At 62.9% G+C, this 20,426-nt stretch carries 18 protein-coding genes and 1 tRNA gene; 14 read left to right on the forward strand and 5 right to left on the reverse strand.

The features are described from left to right. Window positions 1-4: 4 nt before the first annotated feature. From radC to AZF01_RS11615, 3 genes are all read left to right on the forward strand, one after another. Window positions 5-775, forward strand: a complete 771-nt coding sequence (radC, locus tag AZF01_RS11605) for a DNA repair protein RadC (RefSeq protein WP_244435537.1) — start codon at window positions 5-7, stop codon at window positions 773-775. Between the two features lie 198 nt (window positions 776-973). After that, a complete protein-coding gene (gene sthA / locus AZF01_RS11610; protein ID WP_024707549.1) occupies window positions 974-2,389 on the forward strand; it encodes a Si-specific NAD(P)(+) transhydrogenase in 1,416 nt (471 codons plus the stop codon). A 3-nt stretch (window positions 2,390-2,392) separates the two neighbouring features. Beyond that, window positions 2,393-3,265: an aminoglycoside phosphotransferase family protein gene (locus AZF01_RS11615; protein ID WP_061449683.1), complete on the forward strand. Its 873-nt coding sequence runs from the start codon at window positions 2,393-2,395 to the stop codon at window positions 3,263-3,265. Window positions 3,266-3,328: 63 nt separating this feature from the next. On the opposite strand, the gene tig is transcribed toward AZF01_RS11615, so the two are convergent. Continuing rightward, the gene (tig, locus tag AZF01_RS11620; protein ID WP_024707422.1) at window positions 3,329-4,921 is read right to left on the reverse strand and encodes a trigger factor; all 1,593 of its coding nucleotides are present in this window, start codon (window positions 4,919-4,921) and stop codon (window positions 3,329-3,331) included. Between the two features lie 199 nt (window positions 4,922-5,120). Further along, window positions 5,121-5,196 (reverse strand) — tRNA-Thr (locus AZF01_RS11625). A gap of 173 nt (window positions 5,197-5,369) precedes the next feature. Between AZF01_RS11625 and AZF01_RS11630 the strand changes: the two genes are divergently transcribed. After that, window positions 5,370-6,143: an NAD kinase gene (locus AZF01_RS11630; RefSeq protein WP_024707423.1), complete on the forward strand. Its 774-nt coding sequence runs from the start codon at window positions 5,370-5,372 to the stop codon at window positions 6,141-6,143. 102 nt (window positions 6,144-6,245) lie between these two features. After that, complete coding sequence (locus AZF01_RS11635; RefSeq protein WP_061449684.1) at window positions 6,246-7,841, forward strand: hypothetical protein; 1,596 nt, start codon at window positions 6,246-6,248, stop codon at window positions 7,839-7,841. Window positions 7,842-7,853: 12 nt separating this feature from the next. Here AZF01_RS11635 and AZF01_RS11640 read toward each other — a convergent pair whose 3' ends face one another. Beyond that, on the reverse strand, window positions 7,854-8,456 hold the full coding sequence (locus AZF01_RS11640; RefSeq protein WP_024707425.1) for an NUDIX domain-containing protein: 603 nt from the start codon (window positions 8,454-8,456) through the stop codon (window positions 7,854-7,856). Window positions 8,457-8,558: 102 nt separating this feature from the next. Here AZF01_RS11640 and AZF01_RS11645 point away from each other — a divergent pair, with 102 nt between their 5' ends. Continuing rightward, on the forward strand, window positions 8,559-9,422 hold the full coding sequence (locus AZF01_RS11645; RefSeq protein ID WP_024707426.1) for a 23S rRNA (adenine(2030)-N(6))-methyltransferase RlmJ: 864 nt from the start codon (window positions 8,559-8,561) through the stop codon (window positions 9,420-9,422). A gap of 118 nt (window positions 9,423-9,540) precedes the next feature. Then, window positions 9,541-10,140 (forward strand): glutathione S-transferase, encoded by a 600-nt coding sequence (locus AZF01_RS11650; protein ID WP_024707427.1) that lies wholly within the window; start codon window positions 9,541-9,543, stop codon window positions 10,138-10,140. Between the two features lie 74 nt (window positions 10,141-10,214). Here AZF01_RS11650 and AZF01_RS11655 read toward each other — a convergent pair whose 3' ends face one another. After that, the gene (locus AZF01_RS11655) at window positions 10,215-10,850 is read right to left on the reverse strand and encodes an outer membrane protein (RefSeq protein ID WP_348245609.1); all 636 of its coding nucleotides are present in this window, start codon (window positions 10,848-10,850) and stop codon (window positions 10,215-10,217) included. Between the two features lie 339 nt (window positions 10,851-11,189). On the opposite strand from AZF01_RS11655, the gene AZF01_RS11660 reads away from it, so the two are divergent. The 6 genes from AZF01_RS11660 (at window position 11,190) to AZF01_RS11685 (ending at window position 16,270) form a co-directional block, all read left to right on the forward strand. Further along, window positions 11,190-11,960 carry an SDR family oxidoreductase gene (locus AZF01_RS11660; RefSeq protein ID WP_024707429.1) on the forward strand — a complete coding sequence of 257 codons (771 nt, stop codon included), beginning with the start codon at window positions 11,190-11,192 and terminating at the stop codon, window positions 11,958-11,960. Then, the gene (gene uvrC / locus AZF01_RS11665; protein WP_024707430.1) at window positions 11,957-13,981 is read left to right on the forward strand and encodes an excinuclease ABC subunit UvrC; all 2,025 of its coding nucleotides are present in this window, start codon (window positions 11,957-11,959) and stop codon (window positions 13,979-13,981) included. Before AZF01_RS11660 ends, uvrC begins: the two co-directional genes overlap by 4 nt. Window positions 13,982-14,120: 139 nt before the next feature. Next, window positions 14,121-14,717: a CDP-diacylglycerol--glycerol-3-phosphate 3-phosphatidyltransferase gene (pgsA, locus tag AZF01_RS11670; protein ID WP_024707431.1), complete on the forward strand. Its 597-nt coding sequence runs from the start codon at window positions 14,121-14,123 to the stop codon at window positions 14,715-14,717. Further along, window positions 14,714-14,968: a molybdopterin converting factor subunit 1 gene (gene moaD / locus AZF01_RS11675; RefSeq protein WP_024707432.1), complete on the forward strand. Its 255-nt coding sequence runs from the start codon at window positions 14,714-14,716 to the stop codon at window positions 14,966-14,968. The genes pgsA and moaD overlap by 4 nt, the downstream gene beginning before the upstream one ends. 16 nt (window positions 14,969-14,984) lie before the next feature. Then, entirely contained in the window at window positions 14,985-15,446 is a 462-nt protein-coding gene (locus tag AZF01_RS11680) for a molybdenum cofactor biosynthesis protein MoaE (RefSeq protein ID WP_024707433.1), read from the forward strand. A gap of 113 nt (window positions 15,447-15,559) precedes the next feature. Beyond that, window positions 15,560-16,270 carry a DJ-1/PfpI family protein gene (locus AZF01_RS11685; RefSeq protein WP_024707434.1) on the forward strand — a complete coding sequence of 237 codons (711 nt, stop codon included), beginning with the start codon at window positions 15,560-15,562 and terminating at the stop codon, window positions 16,268-16,270. Between the two features lie 56 nt (window positions 16,271-16,326). Here AZF01_RS11685 and AZF01_RS11690 read toward each other — a convergent pair whose 3' ends face one another. After that, window positions 16,327-19,782, reverse strand: coding sequence for a DUF3971 domain-containing protein (locus AZF01_RS11690; protein WP_036236648.1), 3,456 nt, complete (start codon window positions 19,780-19,782; stop codon window positions 16,327-16,329). 153 nt (window positions 19,783-19,935) lie between these two features. Between AZF01_RS11690 and AZF01_RS11695 the strand changes: the two genes are divergently transcribed. Continuing rightward, window positions 19,936-20,406 carry a peroxiredoxin gene (locus AZF01_RS11695; RefSeq protein WP_024707436.1) on the forward strand — a complete coding sequence of 157 codons (471 nt, stop codon included), beginning with the start codon at window positions 19,936-19,938 and terminating at the stop codon, window positions 20,404-20,406. Window positions 20,407-20,426 lie beyond the last annotated feature (20 nt).

Raw genomic sequence — 20,426 nt, forward strand, 5'->3', positions numbered from 1 at the left:
CGGCATGCAGGATGAAGGCGCCGACGAGCGCTCCTTCTTTGCCGACCAGCCGCCGGAACGGCACTTGCGCGGCAAGCGCCAGGATGCAGCGGTCGAAAAGGATGCGCGCCACGTCCACGGCCACCGCGACCGCCTGCGCACGCGGTTCCGCGAAAACGGCGCCAACGCGCTCGCCGATTATGAAATCCTGGAACTCCTGCTGTTCCGCCTCATTCCGCGCCGCGACACCAAGCCGATCGCCAAGGCGCTGATCGACCGGTTCGGCTCGCTCGGCGGCGTCTTCGGGGCGCCGCCGGATCTGTTGCAGGAGGTCTCCGGCATCGGCGAGAGCGTCGCCTTCGACCTGAAACTGATTTCGGCGCTTGCCCAGCGCAGCCTCAAGGCCACGCTGATGGAACGCCCGGTGCTGGGCTCTTGGTCGTCGGTCATAGACTATTGCAATGCCGCCATGGCGCACGAGACGCGCGAACAGTTCCGCATCCTGTTCCTCGACAAACGCAACAAGCTGATCGCCGACGAGATCCAGGGGATCGGCACGGTCGACCACACGCCGGTCTATCCGCGCGAGGTGGTCAAGCGGGCGCTCGAACTCTCGGCAACCGCTATCATCCTCGTCCACAATCACCCCTCCGGCGACCCGACGCCCTCGCGCGCCGACATCGACATGACCCATATGATCATCTCCAGCGCCAAACCGCTTGGCATCACGGTGCACGACCACATCATCATCGGCAAGGACGGCTATGTCAGCTTCAAGGGTCTGAAACTCATCTGAGACCGGGATGGACATCGCGCACAGCCTGTGGCTGTATTTAGTGAAACCATCACATTGGGCGTCTAGAGGTGGATTTCGCTGTTGCGTTCAGCCGGGCGCCGACGGACTGTTTTCACGCGAGCGCAAACGCTTTATGACTGTCGAGAGCGCTCATGGTTTTCACATCCGAAATTTCAATAACCAAATCGGGGTAGTTTTATGGATTCTTACGATCTGGTCGTGATTGGCAGCGGTCCCGCTGGCCGTCGCGCCGCGGTTCAGGCCGCCAAGCTCGGCAAGACCGCGCTGGTCATCGACAAGGGCTCGCAGGTGGGCGGCGTTTCCGTCCACACGGGCACCATCCCCTCGAAAACGCTGCGCGAAACGGTCCTGAACCTCACCGGCTGGCGCGAGCGCGGCTTTTACGGCCGCTCCTACCGGGTGAAACACAAGATCACCGCCGATGACCTGCGCGCCCGCCTGATCAAGACGCTCGACTACGAGATCGACGTTCTCGAATGGCAGTTCGAGCGCAACCGGGTGGACCAGGTGCGCGGCTTTGCCCATTTCGTCGACCCGCACACGATCGAGATCGAGAAGGACACCGGCGAGATCCAGCGCGTCCATGCCAAGGCCGTTCTCGTTTCCGTCGGCACCCGTCCCTACCGTCCGCCCGAGGTGCCCTTCGACGGCCAGACGGTGATGGACAGCGACGAACTGCTCAACATCAAGGAAATCCCGCGCTCGATGATCGTCGTCGGCGCCGGCGTCATCGGCATCGAATACGCGACGATCTTCTCCGCGCTCGACACCCAGGTGATCGTCGTCGAGCCGCGCGACAGCATGCTCGATTTCATCGACCGCGAAATCCGTGACAATTTCGCCGCCCAGCTGCGCGACCGCAATGTGAAGCTCCTCTTCGGCGCGGGCGCCGACAAGGTTGAAAAGGCCTCCAACGGCAAGGCGCGCGTGACGCTCTCCAACGGCCGCGTTCTGATGGCCGAATCGGTGCTGTTCGCCGCCGGCCGCCAGGGCGCGACCGATACGCTCAACCTCGAAGCCGTCGGCTTGAAGGCCGACCATCGCGGCCGGCTGAAGGTCGACCCGATCACCTTCCAGACGGACGTGCCCCACATCTATGCCGCCGGCGACGTGATCGGCTTCCCGGCCCTTGCCTCGACCTCGATGGAACAGGGCCGCATCGCCGCCCGCCATGCCGTCGGCGCGGAAGCGCAGGAGCCGCCGCAGTTTTTCCCCTACGGCATTTACGCCGTGCCGGAAATGTCGACCTGCGGCATGACGGAAGAGGAAATCCAGGAGCGCGGCATCCCTTACGAATGCGGCGTCGCCTTCTTCCGCGAGACCTCACGCGGCCATATCATGGGCCTGCAGAACGGTCTCCTGAAGATGATCTTCTCGCTGAAGACCCATCGCCTGCTCGGCGTCCACATCGTTGGCGAAGGCGCGACCGAGCTCATTCACATCGGCCAGGCGGTGCTGAACCTGAAGGGCACCGTCGAATATTTCGTCGAGAACACCTTCAACTATCCGACGCTGGCCGAAGCCTACAAGATCGCAGGTCTCGATGCCTCGAACCGGATGGCGATGCTGGAAAGCGCCGATCAGGGCGAATAGGCGATGAGCGGCGCGCCGCCTGCCGGAGGGAACGCTTCGGCAGGCGCTAAGTTTGTCCCCTGGATCGACCGCTGGCGGCTCGAACCGGACGGCGCGCCGATCGTGACCGCGGCGGGCGCGCTGCTGCCCGTGCGCCGGGACGCAGCACCCGCCATGTTGAAGCTCTTCCTGGACGAGGAGGAGGAAACGGGCGCAACGCTTCTTGGCTGGTGGGCAGGCGATGGCGCCGCTTTCGTCATCGAGGCCGATGGCGGCGCAATCCTGATGGAGCGGGCCACAGGCCGCCGCTCTCTCAACGAAATGAGCGCCGCCGGCAGAGATCACGAGGCCACGGACATTCTCTGCACCGTTGCCGCCGTGCTTCACCGCAAGCGCCCTCATCCGCCGCCTGACAATCTCATTCCGCTTCAAACGCGCTTTCGGGCGCTGTTCGCCAGGGCGTCGGATTTCGGCGGAATCCTGCCGGCCTGTGCCGGCCATGCCCGCAGCCTGTTTCAAAGCCCGACGGACATCCGGCCACTGCACGGCGATCTCCACCACGACAACGTGCTCGATTTCGGCGACCGCGGTTTTCTGGCCATCGATCCCAAGGGCCTGACTGGCGAGCGCGCCTTCGACTTCGCCAATATCTTCTGCAATCCCGACCTTGCCGACCCGGCCCTTCGGATTGCCCGCGACGCCGCCACATTCGAGCATCGTCTCGGACAGATCGCAGGGCGTGCAGCGCTCGATCCGGAGCGCCTGTTGCGCTGGATCGCCGCATGGGCCGGGCTTTCAGCCACATGGTTCACGGAAGAAGCCGACCCGCGCGCGGCGATACCGCTGGAAATCGCGGAGCTTGCGCTTGCGCGCCTTCAAGGTCCGTTCGCAGCCTGAAAAACGAAGAAGGCCGCCCGGCAATGAGCCGGACGGCCTTGATCTTCGGCTTCTGCGCGGAAATTACTCCTCGGTCTTGCCTTCAGCCTCGTCGGCGGCCTTGGCGGGCGCCTTCTTCTTCGGGGCAGCCTTCTTCTTCGGAGCGGCCTTCTTTGCAGCAGGCTTTTCCTCGGCGGCTTCGGCGGCAGGCGCTTCGTCGGCGGCCTCAGCCTTGTCTTCGGTCTTGTCCTCGGTCTTGGCAGCGGCCTTTTTCTTCGGCGCGGCCTTCTTCTTCGGCGTGGACTTTTCCTCGGCCTTCTTGGTGGCTTCGGCGACTTCGTCCTCGTCGTCAGCCATCAGCTCTTCCTTGGAGACGGTGACGTCCTTGACGTCGATCTGCTCCAGAAGGTGGTCGACAACCTTTTCCTCGAAGATCGGAGCGCGCAGCGAAGCGGCGGCGCCGGGGGTTTCGCGGAAGAATTTGAGGATCTCCTGCTCCTGGCCGGGATACTGACGCATCTGGTCGTAGAGCGCGCGCTGCATCTCGTCCTCGCCAACCTCGACGCCGGCCTTCTCGCCGATCTCGGAGAGAACGAGGCCCAGGCGGACGCGGCGTTCGGCGAGCTTGCGGTATTCCGCGCGCGCGTCCTCCTCGGTCGTTTCCTCATCCTCGAAGGTCTTGCCGCTGCGTTCCAGATCGGCATTCACCTGACGCCAGATGTTCTCGAACTCGGCATCGACGAGCGAAGCCGGGGCTTCGAAGGAATACTGTTCGTCGAGCTGGTCGAGGATCTGACGCTTGACCTTCTGGCGCGTGAACTGGTTGTACTGGCCCTCGATCTGCTCGCGGACGAGACCGCGCAAGCGCTCGGCCGATTCCAGACCCAGCTTCTCTGCCAGTTCGTCGTTGATCTCCAGTTCGCCGGCGCTGGCGACTTCCTTGACGGTGACCTCGAAGACGGCTTCCTTGCCGGCAAGATGTTCAGCCGGATAGTCTTCCGGGAAGGTAACCTTGACCTGCTTTTCATCGCCGGCCTTGACGCCGACAAGCTGGTCCTCGAAGCCGGGAATGAAGCGGTCGGAGCCGAGCACGAGCTGCGAATCGGTATCGGTTCCGCCGTCGAAGGCTTCGCCGTCGATCTTGCCGACATAGTCGATGGTGACGCGGTCGCCGTCTTCGGCGGCGCCGTCCTTGGTCTCGTATTCGCGGGCGTTCTCGGCAACCGCCTTGACCTGTTCCTCGACCTCCTCGTCGGAAATCGAAACCACCGGACGCTCGACCTTCAGGCCGTCGGTCGGCTGCAGTTCGAATTTCGGCAGGATTTCGTAGGCGACGGTGAATTCGAAGTCGATCTCGCCGTTCAGGACGCGGTTCGCCTCGCCTTCATCCTCGGTCATGTCGATCTTCGGCTGGCCGGCTGCGCGCTCGCCGCGCTCGGCGATCACGGCCTGCGGCTTTTCCTGCAGGGTCTCGTTGATCAGCTCGGCCATGATCGACTTGCCGTACATCTTCTTCAGATGCGCGATCGGCACCTTGCCGGGACGGAAGCCATTGATGCGAACCTTGTCCTTGGCCTCAGCCAGGCGCTCGTTCATCCGCGCCTTCAGATCGTCCGCAGGAACTGTGATCTTGATTTCGCGCTTCAGCCCTTCGGCGAGCGTTTCGGTTACCTGCATATCCATACCTTCATTTCATCTCGGCTCTAAAAGCCGTTGGGTTTCATGCGCACAACAGGCCGGCATCGCCGGGCGCGACTTCATGCAATATCCTCGGCATTTTGACAAGCTTTTCAGGGCTTGAGCAAAACGGCGCCAGGGTAAGCGTGCGGAAAAGACGTTCTCGAAACGCCCGGCAGCGATTACCCTGAAAGCGACTTGGTGCCCCCGGCAGGATTCGAACCCGCGACCCTCTGATTACAAATCAGATGCTCTACCAACTGAGCTACAAGGGCATTGGGCATGCCCACTAGCAGATTTGCCCTCACTGTAAAACGAAAAAATCAACACTATGGCCTGTATTTTCGCAAGCTATCACACGTTCATCGCGGCTTTGGGCTTGCAAATGACGGCCCTCTCGGGTGATCTGGCGCGGCGAAAGACCTCGTCCCGCAAACGGAATTATGCAATGCCCGAGAAAGCGCCCTCACTTTGCTTCCTGTCCTCGGAAGCGGACGATGCCAAGAAAGCCAAGGCGGAGCTGGTCGGGCGTTACGGCAACGTGCCGGCCGGGGACGCCGACTATATCGTCGCGCTTGGCGGCGACGGCTTCATGCTGCAGACCCTGCACGAAACGATGAATTCCGAAACCCCGGTCTACGGCATGAACCGCGGATCCGTCGGCTTCCTGATGAACGAATATTCGACCGAGAACCTGCATGAACGCCTTCAGGCCGCCGACATGAACGAATTGAGGCCGCTCAGGATGACGACCCGCAATGCCGACGGGACGTCGTCCATCGCGCTCGCGATCAATGAAGTCTCCATGCTGCGCCAGTCGCACCAGGCGGCAAAGCTGAAGGTCCGCGTCGATGACCGGGTCCGGCTGCCGGAACTCGCCTGCGACGGCATTCTGGTGGCAACGCCCGCAGGCTCCACGGCCTATAACCTCTCCGTTCACGGGCCGATCATTCCGCTCGAGGCCCCGCTTCTGGCCATCACCCCGGTCAGCGCCTTTCGCCCGCGCCGGTGGCGCGGGGCGCTTTTGCCGAACCGCTCGGTTGTCGATATCGAGGTGCTGGAGCCGGAAAAGCGCCTCGTCAACGCCTTCGCGGACCACACCGAGGTCAAGCACGTGCTCCATGTGCGCATCGAGCAGGACCCGGAAGCCCGCGCCAAGGTGCTGTCGGACCCGAACCGCTCCTGGTCTGAACGGATCCTCGCCGAACAGTTTTCGGATTGAACCGCGAATGCCCGCAAAGTTTGCGGGACATCAAGGACACAACCTCGAATTCAGGCACTATTCGAGCCCGGCATCATGGCAGATGAAGTGCGGGAGGAACGAATGTCGAGAGGAAGGAAACTGATCATTGTGCTGGGCCTTGTCGGCGTCGCGGCCGTTCTGGCCGCGTCGGCCTTCGTTGCCTTCGAGGCCAACCGGGTCAAACAGATCTTTGCCGCCAATGCGGCGCTGAAGGAGGAAGGTTACTACCTCTCGCCCTTCGAGTTCGAACTTCTGAGCGTCTCCTATTACCTCGACCACGGGCAATATCTGACGGGCATTTCCCGCCTCAACCAGATCCACGCGCAGATGACGACGCGCGAAGGGCTGGTCCGGATTCCCGAGTTTTCCGACGCGCATGACGAGCTTGCCTTCTTCAAGAGCCTCCAGAACCCGGACACAGGCGCCTTCTACCCCAATGATGACGATCCGGTGGTCACCAAGATCGGGGTGACGGCCAACATGATCAATCTGATCGAGGCCTTGAGCGCCGAGGCAGGCGAGCCTTTCGCGCTCGATTACCCGCTTTCCTTTCTGGACAGGATCGCCACCGAGGAGGAACTGACGGCCATGCTGGACGATGCCGCCCGCGTCGGCTGGATCGGCACCATGATCAAGCCGGCCTTCGTCAGCGCCGTCGAGCTGCAGGACCTGATCGAACAGGACGAACGACTCGGAATTTACGGGTTCCCGGAAGAGTGGAAACACTCCTACTACCGGTGGTTCTATGACAACCAGAATCCCGAGACGGGCCTGTGGGGTCCGAGGGACCGAAGAACCGGCGAAATGCTGGAGGGCGGCGATATCGGCGACAGCGGCAAGATCATCAAGATGTTTGTTGATGCCAACGGCGACAATATTCGCCCCGGCATGCCGCTGCGGTATTCCGACCGCATATTCGCATCGGTGATCGCCGGCCTCTCAAAGCCGATGCCGGAGGCCCCCGACCGGCAGCATCGCTGGATCATCGATCAGGATCGCGGCTTTCGCTTCCTGACGAAATATGTCTGGAAGAACGCGACACCGGCGGAAAGAGAGGCGGTGCAGGGCCTGCTCGAGCACTTCATCACGACACGCTTCGCGCTCTTTTATCTGCCCGATGAAGGCGCTTTCTCGCTCTATCCGAACGCCGCCCATGCCGATCTGGACGGCACCAGCGAGGCCGCCGGCATGCTCGACTATGCGGGAGAACTGTCGGCGGAGCGGCAGGCGGCCCTCTGGGGAAGCCCGGAGGAGACGATCCGGCCTCTCGGCGTTCTTGCGGCCGAGACATTGGACGAGAATGCGATCTCGAAGTTGAGCAAAGCGGACGATCTCATCTCCATCCGCTTCTACGCCGAGGCGCCGACCGAGGATTTCACCGCCACGCCGCTGGCAATCTACTATCCCCGCGCGCCGGTCGTTCGTGATACGGTCGATCTTCTGGTCCGCCTGCGCCTTTGGCTCGAGGCAACCACGCAGACCATGGGCAATTGGGGTCGCCGCGACGCCATCATGGCGCGGATTTCGGCAATGCCCGTCAATCCGGATGCGGTCGCCCTCGAAGCCGAGGACATAGCCTTCCTCGACGCGCTCCTGCAGGAACACGGAAAACTGGATGCCATCGGCTTTGACACGCTTCAGGTCCCGCGCTACCGCCTCCTCTATGAAAGGCCGTAGGGCCTGCGCGGCTCAGAGTCCGAATACATGGCGGTTCAGCGCCGCCCATTGCAGCATCACCACCGTCTTGGCGTCCGACAGCGCGCCGTTCTCGACCATCGCCATGGCTTCGTCGAAGGAGAGGAAGACGAGTTCGATATCCTCATGCTCCTCGTCAAGCCCGCCGCCGGAGCCGACGCGCATCGTCTCGTCGACGATTGCGGCATAGCAGTGGACCTTTTCGGTCATCAGGCCGGGGGCGGAGATGATGGAGCGCAACGGCAGCAACTCTTCGACGTGATAGCCTGTTTCCTCGCGCGCCTCGCGGATGGCGGCCTCCTCCGGCGTTTCGCCCTCGTCGATCAGCCCGGCGGCCGCCTCCACGAAAAAGCCGTCCCCCTCGCCCATGGCGTAGACCGGCACGCGGAACTGGCGAACGAGCACGAATTTTCCGGCAGAGCGGTCGAACACCAGCACCGAAGACGCCGCCGGCCGCTCGCTGACTTCCCAGGACCGCTTCACCACCCTGCCGTCGCTGAACCGATAATCGAAGGAATAATCGACCAGCCGGCTCCAGCCGTCGTGAAGCGTGGTCTTTGCGAGGTTGGAAATGCGGTCGCCCTGATCGTTCGTCATCGAAAATCCCTTGAAATATCCCGGTCGGCTGCGAACCGGCCAGTTGTAAAACATGATCGAGACTCATAATAACTTCTCCGGCAAACACAATGCGGAGCCGCAATGAACTATCGCCACATCTACCACGCCGGAAATTTCGCGGATGTGCTCAAGCATGCGGTGTTTGCGCGGCTGATCGCCTATCTCCAGAAGAAGGACGCCGCCTTCCGCATTCTCGACACCCATGCCGGCACCGGGCAATACGACCTTTCCAGCGAGGAAGCGCAGAAGACCGGCGAGTGGCAGACGGGCATCGGCCGGCTTCTTTCCGCGGAAATTCCGGAAGATGCGGAGGCGCTGCTTGCCCCTTATCTCGATGCCGTGCGCGCGCTCAATGCCACGCCGGAGATTGCGACCTATCCCGGCTCGCCGAAACTTGCCCGCATGCTGATGCGCAGGCAGGACCGGCTGTCGCTGATGGAGCTGCACGAGGCGGACTTCGCCACGCTGCAGGCGCGCTTCACCGGCGACCACCAGGTGCGGGCCACGAAGCTCGACGGCTGGCTCTCGCTCGCCGGCCATCTGCCGCCGAAGGAACGGCGCGGGCTCGTTCTGGTCGATCCGCCCTTCGAGAAGGAGGGCGAGTTCGAACGGCTTGTCGACGGCCTTGCCAAGGCCCACCGCCGCTTTGCCGCCGGGATCTACTGCCTCTGGTACCCGATCAAGAAGGGCGCCAACGTCAAGGCCTTCCACGCGGCGCTCGAGGGGCTCTCCATTCCAAAGATCCTGTGCGCGGAACTCGTTGTCAGAAGCGACCGGGAGACCGACGGGCTGACCGGTTCGGGCCTCATCATCGTCAACCCGCCCTACACGCTGAAGGAGGAGCTCGCCATCATGCTCCCCTTTCTGAAGGATCGCCTGGCCCAGGACCGTTTCGCCAGAGAACGCTCGTTCTGGATCGCCGGCGAACAGGGCTTCGACGGCTGAGGCGAAACGGAACAACGCTTCACGAAAACGCGGTTCCGGGTTATCGATCTCTCAGCACGCATCGTCGCGAATGTCAGGCACTCCGCCCGACTGCGACGTGCGCTTGAGGGAGTGACTTGTGAAACTGCTCTATTCGCCTGCCTCGCCGTTTTCAGCCAAGGTGGTCATGGCCGCCCGCTATCTCGAGATCGACCTCGAACTCGAGCCGGTCGATACGGTCGCCCCGCCCGAGGCGCTGCTTGCCGCCAATCCGCTGGGCAAGATCCCGACGCTTCTCACCGATGACGGACTGACGCTTTATGACAGCCGCACGATCATGCACTATCTCGACAGCCTCGCGGAGGAAAAGCGCCTTTATCCGCGCAAGCCGGAGAAGCGGGCCGTGGTCGAGCGCATGGAAGCGCTCTGCGACGGCATCTGCGATGCCGTGGTGCTGGTCGTCTATGAGAAACGCTATCGCACGCCCGAAACCTGGCACCAGCCCTGGGTCGACCGCCAGTGGGACAGGATCCGCCGCGGCCTCGACTATCTCGACGAGAACCCGCCGGAGTTCAGGAAGAAGCTGAATGCGGGCCATTTCGCCCTTGGCGGGCTTCTCGGCTATCTGATGCTCAGATTTCCGGGGGAGTGGGAAGAACACCGGGTCCGGCTCGCCCGCTGGCCATCGGCTTTCGAGGAAGCATTTCCGGCATTCAGAACGCTGAAGTCACACGCCTGAGCCATCTGGTGCCGGCCGAACGCGAAAACCCGCCACAGGGGCGGGTTTTCAAAGTCACTGCGGGGTTCCGGCGATCAGAAGTGTACGCCGAGACCGACTTTGACGGTATTTTCCTGGAAGCCACGCTCATAGGTGTTGCCGTTGAGCTTGAAGTCCTGCTTGCCGTAGTCGGTGTAGCGGTATTCCACGCGCGCCGAGATATTCTCGGTGACCATGGCTTCCACACCGGCGCCGACGGTCCAGCCCCAGCCCATCTGCGTGTCCTTGTCGCCGGCCTGCTTGGCGACCAGCTTGGACCCGGCGAGACCGGCCGTGCCGTAAAGCAGAACGGGATCCATGGCGTAGCCGACGCGACCGCGCAGCGAGCCGTTGAAGCCCTGCTCCATCTTCAGGCCGGGATTGATATTCTGGCTCTGGTTGGACGTGGCGAGATCGCCTTCCACGCCGTAGACGATCGAGCCCGACTGCATGTTGTAGCCGCCAAACAGCGTGCCGCCCCAGCCGTCTGCCTTGAAGTCGCCCTCATCGAACGTGCCCCAGTCCCAGTTGGCCGCGCCGCCGAGGTAGAAGCCGCTCCAGTTGGAGATCGGCGCCGGAGCCGCATAGGTGGCCGGGCTCGGTTCATAAGGCTGGGAAACGATGGCATCGGCGGCCTGAGCCGCGCCGGCGCCCATCAATACCGCGGTTGCGGCAGCAAGTGTCTTGTTCATGGTCCGCATCTTGTCTCTCCTTCAGTCGATACCGGCTGCCGGATGCCCCGCGAGGAGCGATCGCCGCGCCGTATGCGCTTAAAAGATGAATTAGAACGAGGAACACACCTTTTCAATACTCAAAAAATACATGTATTTTCCTTGGTTAACGATATATTTACGCCCCAGTAAGGCATTTATATTTAGGTTAATATTCAATTTAATCGGAATTTATATGTATTTAAACTATAGAGGGTTCACCAAGAACGTCGCCAGGAGGGAGCAGAACTGCCAATTTCCATTTGGCGGTTCTGCCTGTCGGGCGATATAAGCTTGCCGCCGGAACGAGGGGACATCACGATGCAGCAGAAGACGCCGACAGAAACCGCGCTCGTAACGGGCGGTGCGAAAAGACTTGGCCGCGCGATCGTCGAGGACCTGGCCAATTGCGGCATCAATGTGGCAATCCATGCCCACACCTCCCTTCCCGAGGCCCGCGAACTGGCGCATTCGCTCAGCCGGGCAGGCGTTCGGGTCGAAGCTTTCGGCGCCGATCTTCTCGATTCGAACGCGACCGGCAGGCTTTTCGGCGCGGTCAATGCCGCGATGGGGCCGGTTTCCCTGCTCGTCAACAATGCCTCGCTGTTTCGCGCCGACAGCGCCGCACACTTCGACGAGGCGCAGTTCGACCAGCATTTTGCCATCCACGTAAAGGCGCCGCTCATACTGGCGGAGCATTTCGTCCGGCAATTGCCCGAGGGAGAGAACGGGCTGATCGTCAACATGATCGACCAGCGGGTCTGGGCGCCGGTTCCGAACTTCCTCACCTACGGGCTGTCCAAGAGCGCCCTGTGGGCGGCGACGCAGATGCTGGCGCAGGCGCTTGCGCCGCGCATCCGCGTGAACGCCATCGGCCCGGGGCCGACGCTGAAAAACAGCCGGCAGAGCGATGAGGATTTTGAAAGCCAGGTCGCGGCCCTTATCTTAGGGAAAGGGCCGGAGCTTGGCGAATTCGGAAGGACGATTCGCTATCTCCTCGAAACGCCCTCGATCACGGGTCAGATGATTGCGCTCGATGGCGGGCAGCACCTGGCCTGGGAAACGCCGGACGTAGCAGGGATCAACGAATGACGCGACAGACGCCGCCCGATGGCGGCATAATCTACGACGAAGACGACAGCGATCTGCCGGACGTGGCCGAGACGGGCGCTTCGCTGGAAGCGAGCGAGATCGTCTGGAACGACGCCGCGCGCGAAAAGCATGCGCTGAAGGGTGCCGCCCTGATCGGCGAGTTCGTCAAGCATCTGCCCAACAGCCCCGGCGTCTACCGCATGTTCAACGCCAAGGGCGATGTGCTCTATGTCGGCAAGGCGCGCTCGCTGAAAAAGCGCGTCACCAATTACGCCCAGGGGCGCGGACACTCGAACCGCATCACCCGGATGATCACCCAGACGGCGCATATGGAATTCGTCACCACCCGGACGGAGACCGAGGCGCTGCTTTTGGAAGCGAACCTGATAAAGCGGCTGAGGCCGCGCTTCAACGTGCTGCTGCGCGACGACAAGTCCTTTCCCTATATCCTGATCACCGGCGACCACGAGGCCCCGGCGCTGTTCAAGCATCGCGGCGCGCGCGCCCGCAAGGGCGACTATTTCGGGCCCTTCGCCTCCGCCGGCGCGGTCGGTCGCACGATCAACGCCATGCAGCGGGCCTTCCTGATCCGCTCCTGCACCGACAGCGTCTATGAGAGCCGGACCCGGCCCTGCCTGCTCTACCAGATCAAGCGCTGCGCCGGTCCCTGCACCGGCGAGATATCCACCGAGGACTATGCCGCGCTGGTCAACGAGGCGAAGGCCTTTCTTTCGGGCAAGAGCAAGCAGGTCCACGCCGAACTCGCCGACGCCATGAACCAGGCCTCCGAAGAGCTCGATTTCGAGCGCGCCGCGATCTATCGCGACCGGCTCTCGGCGCTTTCCCATGTGCTCGGCCATCAGGGCGTCAATCCGGCAGGCATTGAAGAGGCCGATGTCTTCGCCATTCATAACGAAGGCGGGCTCTGCTGCATTCAGGTGTTCTTTTACCGGACCGGCCAGAACTGGGGCAACCGCGCCTATTTCCCCAAGACCGATCCCTCGCTTCCCGCCGCAGAAATCCTCAATGCCTTTCTGGCGCAATTCTACGACGACAAGCCGATCCCGCGCGACATCTTCCTGTCGGAGGAGATCGAGGAACGGGCGCTGCTCGAACTGGCGCTTTCCGAGCGCGCCGGCCGCAAGGTGAATATCGCCGTGCCCAAGCGCGGCGAAAAGCGCGAGACGGTCGACCATGTTACTGCCAATGCGCGCGAGGCGCATGGCCGCAAGCTTTCCGAGACCGCCACCCAGTCCCGCCTGTTGCAGGGCTTTGCCGAAACCTTCGGCCTCGCCTCGCCGCCGCGCCGGATCGAGGTCTATGACAACTCCCACATCATGGGCACAAATGCGGTCGGCGGCATGATCGTCGCCGGACCGGAAGGCTTCGTGAAGGCGCAGTACCGCAAGTTCAACATCAAATCGACGGAGATCACCCCGGGCGACGATTTCGGCATGATGCGCGAGGTGATGACCCGCCGTTTCTCACGCCTCATCAAGGAACACGGCATTCCCGACCGCAGCCAGCCTGTCGAAACCGACGAGGATGCCCCCTTCCCGGCCTGGCCGGATGTCATCCTCATCGATGGCGGCCAGGGACAGATGTCGGCAGTGCGCGCCATTCTGGAAGAGCTCGGCGTCAATGAGGCGGTGACCGCGATCGGCGTGGCCAAGGGCGCGGATCGCGAGGCCGGGCGCGAGCGCTTCTTCATGGAGGGCAAGCCCGATTTCTCGCTGCCGCCGCGCGACCCGGTGCTCTATTTCATCCAGCGCCTGCGCGACGAGGCGCATCGTTTCGCCATCGGCTCGCATCGCGCCCGGCGCAAGAAGGAAATGGTGAAGAACCCGCTCGACGAGATCGCCGGCATCGGCCCGTCTCGCAAGCGGGCGCTGCTCCAGCATTTCGGCTCGGCCAAGGCCGTCTCGCGCGCGGGGCTGACCGATCTCAGCGGCGTCGAGGGCATTTCGGAAGCGATGGCCCGACAGATCTACGATCACTTCCATGACGGAGGCGGCAAATAGGTGACGCCTCGCCGGGCAAAGGCGATATGACACATGATTAATCCGGGCCGGCATTGACCTTGACCATGCAATAGAAGCAATTTGCGCCTACATAGAGCGGACTGCCGGCACGGGCAGGCCGAGTACACGGAATGAAGCCATGGCATCAAAAGCGTATAACATCCCCAACCTCCTGACCTATGGCCGCATTCTCGCAGTGCCCCTGATCGTCCTGTGCTTCTTTCTGGAGGGCAAGCTCTCCAGTTCGGATCCGGCCCGCTGGGCCGCGCTGACAATCTTCGCCATTGCCTCGATCACCGATTTCTTCGACGGCTATCTGGCGCGGGCCTGGAACCAGCAGTCCAATATCGGGCGCATGCTGGACCCGATCGCCGACAAGCTTCTGGTCGCTACCTGCCTGCTCCTGCTCGCCGCCGATGTCGAGCGGACGATAGCCGGATGGTCGCTCTGGGCGGCGATCATCATCTTGTGCCGCGAGGTGCTGGTCTCCGGCCTCAGGGAATATCTGGCTGGCCTCAAGGTTTCGGTGCCGGTGACGCGGATCGCCAAATGGAAGACGACCTTCCAGATGATCGCGATCGGGCTTCTGCTTGCCGGCCCTGCCGGTGACACGATCTTCCCCTACACCACCAATCTCGGCATCGTGCTGTTGTGGATCGCGGCGATTCTGACGATGTACACCGGCTACGACTATTTCCGGGCCGGGCTGAAACATGTTGTAGAGGCTGAAAAATGACAAGACTCATCTATTTCGCCTGGGTGCGCGAACGGATCGGCGTGGCCGAGGAAGAGATTTCCCTGCCGGACGCGGTCACGGACGTCGCCGGCCTGCTGACCTTTCTGAAGGGCCGCGGCGAAGGCTACGAGAGCGCTCTTGTGGAACCTGACGTTATCCGCGTGGCGCTCGACCGGGTGCATGCCGAGCATGACGCTCCGCTTGAAGGCGCCCGCGAGATCGCCCTTTTCCCGCCGATGACCGGGGGCTGAGGCCATGACAGAGGCCATGGCCGTCGCCCCCGATGTCCGCATCCAGGCGGAAGACTTCGACATCGCCGCCGAGCAGGCGGCGCTCGGCAGGGGCCGCGCGGATATCGGCGCGCTCGTCAGCTTCACCGGGCTTTGCCGAGATGAGAACGGACGGCTGGACGCGCTTGAACTCGAGCATTATCCCGGCATGGCCGAAAGCGAGATCACCCGCATCGCCAAGACCGCCATCGCCCGCTTCGGACTTCTCGGCCTGACCGCGATCCACCGCTACGGCCGGATCAGCCCCGGGGAAAACATCGTGCTGGTGATTGCGGCCGCCCCCCACCGGCAGGCCGCCTTCGACGGCGCCGCCTTCGTCATGGACTTCCTGAAGACCGACGCTCCCTTCTGGAAAAAGGAGCATCTGAAGGGCGGCGGCGACAATGGCTGGGTCGAGGCGCGCGCGGCCGATCTTTCCGCCCGCGAGGACTGGCAATAAAAGAGACATGAGCCGGCCTTAAGATAGCGCTTGTCGAACGACCCGGACGGCCTATTCTTGTTTGAAATTTCAATCGATTTGGCCTTGCGGCTTCACCACTGAACGAGGACAACATGCCTTCCAGTTCCGACTCGCTTACCGTGGGCTTCATCATGTATCCGGGCCTCACGCAGCTTGACCTTTTCGGGCCCGCAGACGTCCTGAACCGGATGCCGGGCACCGAGATCAAGTTCCTGTGGAAGAACCTCGATCCCGTGATCGTTGACCGGGGCATGCGCATCCTGCCGAACACGACCTTCGGGCAATGCCAGAAGCTCGACATCATCTGCGTTCCGGGCGGGCCCGGCCAGATCGCCCTGATGGATGACGACGAAACGCTGAACTTCCTGCGCCGCATCGCGCCCGGCTGCAAGCTGGTCACATCGGTCTGCACCGGCTCTCTGGTGCTTGGAGCCGCCGGGCTTCTGAAGGGCTACAGGGCCACCTCGCACTGGTCGTCGATCGACCAACTGTCGCTGTTCGGCGCGATACCGGTGGAGGAGCGCGTCGTCATGGACCGCAACCGGATCACCGGCGCCGGCGTGACCTCGGGCATCGATTTCGCGCTGCGCGTGGTCGAGAACCTGATGGACAGGACCACGGCCCAGCAGATTCAGCTGCAGATGGAATACGACCCCGAGCCGCCCTATCGCTGCGGCACGCCGAAGACCGCGCCGCCGGAAATCCTCGACAGCGTGCGCGCGCGCCTGCACATGTTCCTCTCCAGCCGCCGTTCCGCCAGCGAGCGCGCCGCCGAGCGGCTGAACAGCAAGAAGAGCGGCTGAGCCCGTAAAAAGGGGTCGGCATGCGCCGTTCCCCGCCGCCCCGGTGAGGCCTGCCGCTACTGAAACTCGAAAATCTTGCGGAAGACGCCGGGCGCGATGGCGGACAGCGGATTGACCACCAGATCGGGGTCCGTCGTCTTGCCCGTCAGCTTGAAGGTGATGCCGAACAGGCCCTTGTCGTTGCCATTGCCGAGCAGCGGGCCGAAAATCGGAATCTCGGCGAAGATCCGGTTCAGGCCGTAGGCGGGCATGAAGGTGCCCGTCATGTCGATATTGCCGGCGGCATCGCGCACCACGCCCTTGAAGGTCGCGCCCACCTGATCACCGCGCACGAATGCGTCGGAGACCTGCAGCACGCCGTCGGAAACATCGATCACCGCCTGGGCGCGCTGAAAGCGCTGCTCGCTTTCGTTCAGCTGGTTGCGATAGGCCGCGTTCAGGCTTTTGCCGTTGGCAGCGGCCGGCGAGGACAGAAGCTGCTTCAGCTGCTGGTCGTTGATCAGACGGAATTCGGCAAGGTCGAGCATGCCGTGCCAGCCGGTCGCGGTCTCGGCCAGGTTCAGGTCGAGCGTGCCGCCGGACATTTTCTGATAGACGCCGAGGAAACGCAGCAGCGCCCCGGTTCCCGATGTGGAGAGCGAGACGGTCTTGCTGCCGCCGTCATTGCCGAGTTTCAGCGTCAACGGCTGGCCCGTGGCCGTCGTCGCCGAAAGCGTCCCGTTCGCAAGATCGCCCTTTCTGACCAGAAGATCGCCGGAGACGGACGAAAGCTGCCGGCCGCCCTCGCCGGTGACGCGGGCGAAATCGAAATGAACGCGGGCGTTGCCGTTATCGTCGGACGAGCCGCTGTCATCCCCAGCCGAACTGAGATGATCGAGAATCGGGCTCGCCATGAAGCTTCGGCCAGTCACGACGACATCGAGGCCGTTCTGTTCGCGCTGAATGGCGATGTTGACGTCGTCGCCCTCGCTCAGCGCGACATGGGTCAGCGTCGTCGACAGGAGACCGTCCTTGTCGAGGGTCACGCTGCCGTGCGCGGCGAGCCCGCTGCCGGAGAGCGTCAGGTCCTCGAGAACCGTCAGCCCGTCTTTGCTTTCGGTGTCCACCCGGAAGGAGAGCGTCGCCGGAACGCCGCTCGCCTTCTGCCAGCCCATCCACGGCAGGGAAAGCACCGTCTTGTTGAGGTCGAGCGTGATCCGGCTGCCCTCGGGCTCGTTTTCAACGGTCATCGAGATCGGACCGTCGACATAGCTGCCGAGACCGGGCGCCAGTTTCTCGCGCTCGGCGTCGTCGAGGTCGGCTGTAAGCCAGAGCACGGACTCTGCCTTGGAATCCGGTCCGAGCGGCTCGGCCCATTCGATATCCAGCGGCACGCCGTCGGCGCTACCGCTTCCCTCGAAGGCAAGCCGGTCGGGGACAATCTCCAGCAGGCCGGACAGGTCGGCGACCGCATAGCCGCTGACCGGCTTCGCCAATTTCCCTTCGCTGATATCGGCGGCAACGCTCCAGGTCGGCGGCAGCGGTCCCGGTTCGTCCAGCGGGAACCGGGCCTTGACATTGACCTCGGCGTTACCGGAGAAATCGGCGGGCGCGAAATCCATGCCCTTGAGCGCGTTGATCGGCGGCGCGGCGGCAAGTTCAACGAGATCGCCGATGCTGCCGGCGAGCCTCACGTCCACTTCTCCCGTCAGCGGCTTTGCATAGGTGTCGGCTATCGCGAAGGTGCCTTCGGCAAGCCGGATGGTCCTGCCCTTGGCGATGTTGAGCGTTCCCTCCTCGATCTCGACATCGACGCTGCCGCCGTTGATCTCCACCCGCGCATCGCTGCGGTTCACGTCGGGAAACTGATCGTTGAGCGTGATGCGGGTATCGTCGATGTCGAAGGCGATCTTGAGCTCGGTCTCGTCGAGGTTGACGGGAATGCCCTGCCCCTCGATCCGCCCGGCGGGAAGATAGACGGCGATATCGCCGTCGGTCACCACGCCGCCATGCAGGTTGCGACTGACCCATTCGCGCGGCTTGCGCGCGATCCAGAAGGGCCAGAGCTGCTTGACCGCCTCGGTGTCCATGCGCTCGATGCGCGCGCCGAAGGAAAGCTCCGGCGAGGTCGCGTTGCCGAACACGGCCTTGAAAGAGGCGGCCATGATGCCCTGCGGCGAACTGACGGCGATATTGTCGAGAAGCAGGCGCGGATTGTCCGTCTGGTATTCGCCGGTGAATTTCGCGTCAAAGATCAGCGGCGGCAGGCCGGGCTCGCGAGACTTGAAGCGGCCGCCGCGCACCAGAATGTCGAGCGCGTAGCCGGGCTGCTCCGCACCGGGCCGGAAGCGGTCTATATCCATGATGCCGGCGGTGAAGGGAAAACGGCTGCCGTCGAACTCGATCGAGGAATCCGTCAGTTCGAGCGATTGTTTCGCCGTGTCATAGGTGAGGTTGAGCCGCGCATCGGAAAAGGCGCGCGCAATCGAATCGGCAACGAAGCGCCCCTTCGCAACATCGAATTCCGCCATCACCTCCGGCAGCCCGCCGGGCGCGGCCCGCGTCAGGGCGATCGCCATGTCCGCCGTGCCCTCGACGCCCATCATCGCCTCGCCGTCATCGTTTTCCTGCAGCAGGAACGGCGTCAGCCTGACATTGCTGACCTCGGCCTGAAGACTTCTGGTGCGGCCGCGGTCCGCCATCGCCTCGAGCGTGAAACCCGTCGTCGTCCCGTCCAGCGAGACCGCGCCGTCGACCCGCAAAACGCCATCCGGCAGGAGGTTCAGGTTGACCTCGCGAATATCGACGGAAACAGTCTTGCCGGGAGAGGCGCTGCCGACGGGAAACTGGATGTCGCTGAGCTGGATCGACTGGGTCTCCGCCGCGCTCAGGATCCCGCGGGCAAGATCGGTCTGGGTGAATATCTGCTCCACCAGGATCGGAAGGCTGTCGACGCGATGGTCGGTCAGCCTGAAGGTTCCCGTCGAGGGCAAGGCGGACGAATCGATGTCGATGTTGTCCGCCTGCACCGCGTTGACCGAGATCTGCCCGCGCGCAAGGCTCATCGGGTCGACGGCGAAGCTCAGCACGCCGATCGAGGCGATCTGTTTCTCGCCGGGCCCGATCAGGTTCACGCCGCTGACATTGAGCCTGAGCGAGAGGCCGGAGCCGACGCGCAACGCCGCCGCATCGATGCGGGCGTGATAGCCGTCCGGCATGGCGGTGCGGATCTGCTCGTTGGCCTTCTCCGCAAGGAACCGGTCGAGCGAGCCGCTTTCGATGATGTAGAAGATCGCCGCGAAGAGGATGGCGAGACCGAGCACGAAAAACAGGAACAGCCGCGCGCAGGCGTGGGAGAACCGGTGGTGCGGGCGCGTGTGGACGATATGCGGATCATGCGTCTGGGCGGAGGGCAAACGATGAAGCGCGACGCGCTCGCGACGGTTGAACCGCGTGCGCTCACCGCGAATGTAGGTCTCTCTGTCGTTCCTGTCTTTCAAATCCGCCCCGACGAATACTATATTCGTGATCAAGGAGATATCCGGCGCGAATCCCCTCAGACACGGGTATGATAATCATGATGACGCGCATGGCTGGCAAGCAGACAATCAGCGCGAACAGCGTTTGCCCAAGGCCATATATCCGGAATTCGACTTGAACATGGTATGAACGAGGAGTGTTTGCCGATGAGCGACGTGAAAGAGGGCGAAAAGGCCCCTGATTTTAGCCTGCCGGTTGCCGAAGGGCGGGTTTTCTCAGCTGCCGATGCGAAGGGCAAGTGGCTGGTGCTTTATTTCTATCCGAAGGATGACACCAAGGGCTGCACGGTCGAGGCCGTCGCCTTTACCGCCCTTGCCGATGAATTCGAGAAGGCCGGAGCAATTGTCATCGGCGTTTCGCCCGACACGCTTCAAAGCCACGGCCGCTTCGCGAAGAAGCATGACCTTACCGTGCTGCTCGGCTCCGACGAGGACCACAGCGTCGCCGAGGCCTACGGCGTGTGGAAGGAGAAGAGCATGTATGGCCGCAAATTCATGGGCATCGAACGCTCCACCTTCCTGATCGGGCCGGACGGCGTTCTCAAAAAGATATGGCGCAAGGTCAAGGTCGACGGCCATGCCGAGGCCGTACTTGCCGAAGTCGGGGGCGAAGGCTGAGGCCGGCCCCGGACACTGCC

Origin of the sequence: Martelella sp. AD-3 (assembly GCF_001578105.1) — a bacterium.
In the GTDB taxonomy this organism is placed as follows: domain Bacteria; phylum Pseudomonadota; class Alphaproteobacteria; order Rhizobiales; family Rhizobiaceae; genus Martelella.

Bases quoted from the DNA above. Each gene is read 5' to 3' on its own strand.
- AZF01_RS11655 (WP_348245609.1), bottom strand. From the start codon at position 10,850: ATGAACAAGACACTTGCTGCCGCAACCGCGGTATTGATGGGCGCCGGC.
- uvrC (WP_024707430.1), top strand. From the start codon at position 11,957: ATGACGCGACAGACGCCGCCCGATGGCGGCATAATCTACGACGAAGAC.
- AZF01_RS11660 (WP_024707429.1), top strand. From the start codon at position 11,190: ATGCAGCAGAAGACGCCGACAGAAACCGCGCTCGTAACGGGCGGTGCG.
- moaD (WP_024707432.1), top strand. From the start codon at position 14,714: ATGACAAGACTCATCTATTTCGCCTGGGTGCGCGAACGGATCGGCGTG.
- AZF01_RS11615 (WP_061449683.1), top strand. From the start codon at position 2,393: ATGAGCGGCGCGCCGCCTGCCGGAGGGAACGCTTCGGCAGGCGCTAAG.
- AZF01_RS11685 (WP_024707434.1), top strand. From the start codon at position 15,560: ATGCCTTCCAGTTCCGACTCGCTTACCGTGGGCTTCATCATGTATCCG.
- radC (WP_244435537.1), top strand. From the start codon at position 5: ATGCAGGATGAAGGCGCCGACGAGCGCTCCTTCTTTGCCGACCAGCCG.
- AZF01_RS11680 (WP_024707433.1), top strand. From the start codon at position 14,985: ATGGCCGTCGCCCCCGATGTCCGCATCCAGGCGGAAGACTTCGACATC.
- AZF01_RS11635 (WP_061449684.1), top strand. From the start codon at position 6,246: ATGTCGAGAGGAAGGAAACTGATCATTGTGCTGGGCCTTGTCGGCGTC.
- AZF01_RS11645 (WP_024707426.1), top strand. From the start codon at position 8,559: ATGAACTATCGCCACATCTACCACGCCGGAAATTTCGCGGATGTGCTC.
- sthA (WP_024707549.1), top strand. From the start codon at position 974: ATGGATTCTTACGATCTGGTCGTGATTGGCAGCGGTCCCGCTGGCCGT.
- AZF01_RS11640 (WP_024707425.1), bottom strand. From the start codon at position 8,456: ATGACGAACGATCAGGGCGACCGCATTTCCAACCTCGCAAAGACCACG.
- tig (WP_024707422.1), bottom strand. From the start codon at position 4,921: ATGCAGGTAACCGAAACGCTCGCCGAAGGGCTGAAGCGCGAAATCAAG.
- pgsA (WP_024707431.1), top strand. From the start codon at position 14,121: ATGGCATCAAAAGCGTATAACATCCCCAACCTCCTGACCTATGGCCGC.
- AZF01_RS11695 (WP_024707436.1), top strand. From the start codon at position 19,936: ATGAGCGACGTGAAAGAGGGCGAAAAGGCCCCTGATTTTAGCCTGCCG.
- AZF01_RS11630 (WP_024707423.1), top strand. From the start codon at position 5,370: ATGCCCGAGAAAGCGCCCTCACTTTGCTTCCTGTCCTCGGAAGCGGAC.